Source organism: Caulobacter sp. P1_B12_2 (assembly GCF_056406675.1).
In genome coordinates, this window is sequence record NZ_JBFTZS010000516.1 from 1 (window position 1) to 3,251 (window position 3,251).

Genomic DNA, 3,251 nt, shown 5'->3' on the forward strand with positions numbered 1-3,251 from the left:
CGGGCGGTGACGCGCTCGCGGTCCGGGACCAGGGGCGTTGCCCTGGCCCGCCCGTCGGAGGCTTCAAGGCGGCGAGGCCCTAACAGGGCTCAGCGTCGCGGGCTTCCGGATAACGATGGCGCGAGGCGCTCGTCTTCGTCGAAACGGTACTTACTATAAAGCTATTCCGGGCGAGGCCCGGGCGCTTCGCACCCTCCCCAACAGCTCAGCGGGTTTCCGCGTGAGGACGAAAGACCGTGCCGGCTCACACTTGCCCCACCTGTCGGCTTCGCATCCTCCACCCAGAGGGGGCGGAGAATGCGCACGGCCCTCTTCCCCCTTTTGGAGGAAGACGACCGCGAAGCGGTCCGTAGGGGGCAGGTATCGCCGCGCGGCTTTCGCCCATCACAGTTTTTCTGACCCCTCCGTCCGACTAACTCAATTGACCCGACCGGCCGTGTAGGGATTTAAGCCGCTCCAGCTTCACCACGCTCGTCGCCGATTTCACGGCTTTGCGCGTTCTTGTTTTCATGGCTCCGTTTGACGAGCCGACGCGGATGCTGGACGACGATCACCCGATGACCGCCGAGACGATTTCCGCACCCGCACGCTCATCGAGGCGGCCGCTGTTCCGCCGGCGTTCGGCGATTCCGGGCTTCGGCCTGACCCTGGGCGTGACCCTGACGATCCTGTCGCTGATCGTGCTGATCCCGCTGTCGGCCGTGGCGATCAAGGCCTCGGCCCTGTCGCCGGCCCAGTTCGTGGCCGCCGCCTTTTCAGAGCGCGCCATGGCGGCCTATAGCCTGAGCTTCGGCGCGGCCTTCGTGGCGGCGGTGATCAACGGGGTGTTCGGCGTCCTGACCACCTGGGCCCTGGTGCGTTACGAGTTTCCCGGCAAGGCGGTGATCAACGCCCTGGTCGACCTGCCGTTCGCCCTGCCCACCGCCGTGGCCGGCATCGCCCTGGCCACGCTCTATGCCCCCAACGGCTGGGTCGGGCAGTACCTGACGCCTTTGGGAATCAAGGCCGCCTACAACCCGGTCGGCGTCACCATCGCCCTGATCTTCATCGGCCTGCCGTTCGTGGTCCGCACGCTGGAGCCGGTGATGCGCGACCTGTCGGCCGATGTCGAAGAAGCCGCGGCCAGCCTGGGCGCCGACCGCGTCGCCACCATCGCCCGGATCATCCTGCCGGCCCTCGGTCCCGCCTGGCTGACCGGCTTCGCCCTGGCCTTCGCCAGAGGGGTGGGCGAGTACGGCTCGGTGATCTTCATCGCCGGCAACATGCCCTACAAGTCCGAGATCGCGCCGCTGCTGATCATCATTCAGCTGGAGCAGTTCGAATACGCCAACGCCGCGGCCATCGCCCTGGTCATGCTGGGCGTCTCGTTCCTGATGCTGCTGGTGATCAACGCCATCCAGGCCTGGTCGCGGAGGTTCGTCTGATGGCCGTTCAGACCAAGGCGCAGTTCCGCCACCCGACCGACGATCCGCTGTGGGCCAAGGTCGTCATCGTCGGCCTGGTCCTGGCCTTCCTGGGCCTGGTGCTGATCCTGCCGCTGGCGGCGGTGTTCGCCGAGGCTCTGCGCAAGGGCCTGCAGCCGGCCCTCGACGCGATCGCCACGCCCGACGCCTGGGCGTCGATCAAACTGACCCTGATCACCGCCGGCATCACCGTGCCGTTCAACGCCTTGTTCGGCCTGTGCGCCGCCTGGGCGATCGCCAAGCACCACTTTCCGGGCAAGCCGCTGCTGATCACCCTGATCGACCTGCCGTTCTCGGTGTCGCCGGTGGTGGCGGGCCTGATCTACGTGCTGGTCTTCGGCCTGCAGGGCTGGTTCGGCGAGCGCCTGATCGACCACGACATCAAGATCATCTTCGCCATTCCCGGCATCGTGCTGGCGACGATCTTCGTGACCTTCCCGTTCATCGCCCGCGAACTGATCCCGCTGATGCAGGAGCAGGGCGTGTCGGAGGAGGAGGCCGCCGTCTCGATGGGCGCCTCGGGCCTCTACACCTTCTGGCGGGTGACCGCGCCCAAYGTGCGCTGGGGCCTGCTGTACGGCGTGCTGCTGTGCAACGCCCGGGCCATGGGCGAGTTCGGCGCCGTCTCGGTGGTCAGCGGCCACATCCGCGGCCTGACCAACACCATGCCGCTGCACGTCGAGATTCTGTACAACGAGTACGACTTCGTCGCCGCCTTCGCCGTCGCCGCCTTGCTTTGCCTGCTGGCGATCGTGACCCTGGTGCTCAAGAGCCTGCTCGAGATCGCCCAACCCGACGTCAAGCGCGGCGGCGGACACTAGAATGACCGGAACGAAGACGCTCCCATGACCATCTCAATCCGTTCCGTCGAAAAGAAGTTCGGGCGCTATCCGGCCCTGAACCACGTCGATCTGGAGATCGCCGACGGCGAGCTCGTGGCGCTGCTGGGCCCGTCGGGCTCGGGCAAGACGACCCTGCTGCGCACGATCGCCGGCCTGGAGTTCCCCGACGAAGGCCAGGTGCTGTTCGAGGGCCAGGACGTGACCTTCGCCTCGGCCGCCGCCCGCCGCGTCGGCTTCGTGTTCCAGCAGTACGCGCTGTTCAAGCACATGACCGTGGCGCGCAACATCGCGTTCGGCCTGGACGTCCGCAAGGGCAAGGACAAGCCGCCGAAGGCCGAGATCGCCCGCCGGGTCGAAGAGCTGCTGAAGCTGGTCGAGCTGGAGGGCCTGGGCAAGCGCTACCCCTCGCAACTGTCGGGCGGCCAGCGTCAGCGCGTGGCCCTGTCGCGCGCTCTGGCGGTGCAGCCCAGTGTGCTGCTGCTGGACGAGCCGTTCGGCGCCCTGGACGCCACTGTCCGCAAGTCGCTGCGCAAGGAGTTGCGCCGCGTCCACGACGCCACCGGCGTCACCACCATCTTCGTCACCCACGACCAGGAAGAAGCCCTGGGCCTGGCCGACCGCGTGGCCATTCTCAACGCCGGCCGCATCGAGCAGATCGGCACGCCGGACGAGGTGCACGACGCGCCCTGACCGCCGTGGCCGCGACCGCCGCCGACGGCCGCCGCCTCGAGATCAGCGCCTCGCGCGCCGAAGCCGCCCGGTTCGCCGGCGCGATCAAGATCGCGGCCCGCAAGAGCCACGTCTATCCGCTCTAGCGGGTCCGCGGTCCCGAGGACCTATTGCTGCTGCTGCTGCTGCTGCTGTTGACGCTGCTGCTGTTCGCGAATGGCGTCGGCGCTGGCCCGGCGGCGATTGGCCGAGCCGAACGGGGCCGAAGGGCGGGGCA

The 3,251-nt window shown here is 68.0% G+C and carries 2 protein-coding genes and 1 pseudogene; all 3 read left to right on the plus strand.

Annotation, left to right across the window (positions count from 1 at the left end; all coding sequences use genetic code 11):
• The first annotated feature begins 557 nt into the window (after window positions 1–557).
• The 3 genes and pseudogenes from cysT (at window position 558) to AC1DZ6_RS22525 (ending at window position 3,120) form a co-directional block, all read left to right on the plus strand.
• The gene (cysT, locus tag AC1DZ6_RS22515) at window positions 558–1,424 is read left to right on the plus strand and encodes a sulfate ABC transporter permease subunit CysT (RefSeq protein ID WP_477099348.1); all 867 of its coding nucleotides are present in this window, start codon (window positions 558–560) and stop codon (window positions 1,422–1,424) included.
• Window positions 1,424–2,284: a sulfate ABC transporter permease subunit CysW gene (gene cysW, locus AC1DZ6_RS22520; protein ID WP_477099347.1), complete on the plus strand. Its 861-nt coding sequence runs from the start codon at window positions 1,424–1,426 to the stop codon at window positions 2,282–2,284. Before cysT ends, cysW begins: the two co-directional genes overlap by 1 nt.
• Before the next feature lie 24 nt (window positions 2,285–2,308).
• Window positions 2,309–3,120, plus strand: a pseudogene (locus tag AC1DZ6_RS22525) (sulfate/molybdate ABC transporter ATP-binding protein).
• The last annotated feature ends 131 nt before the right edge of the window (window positions 3,121–3,251 follow it).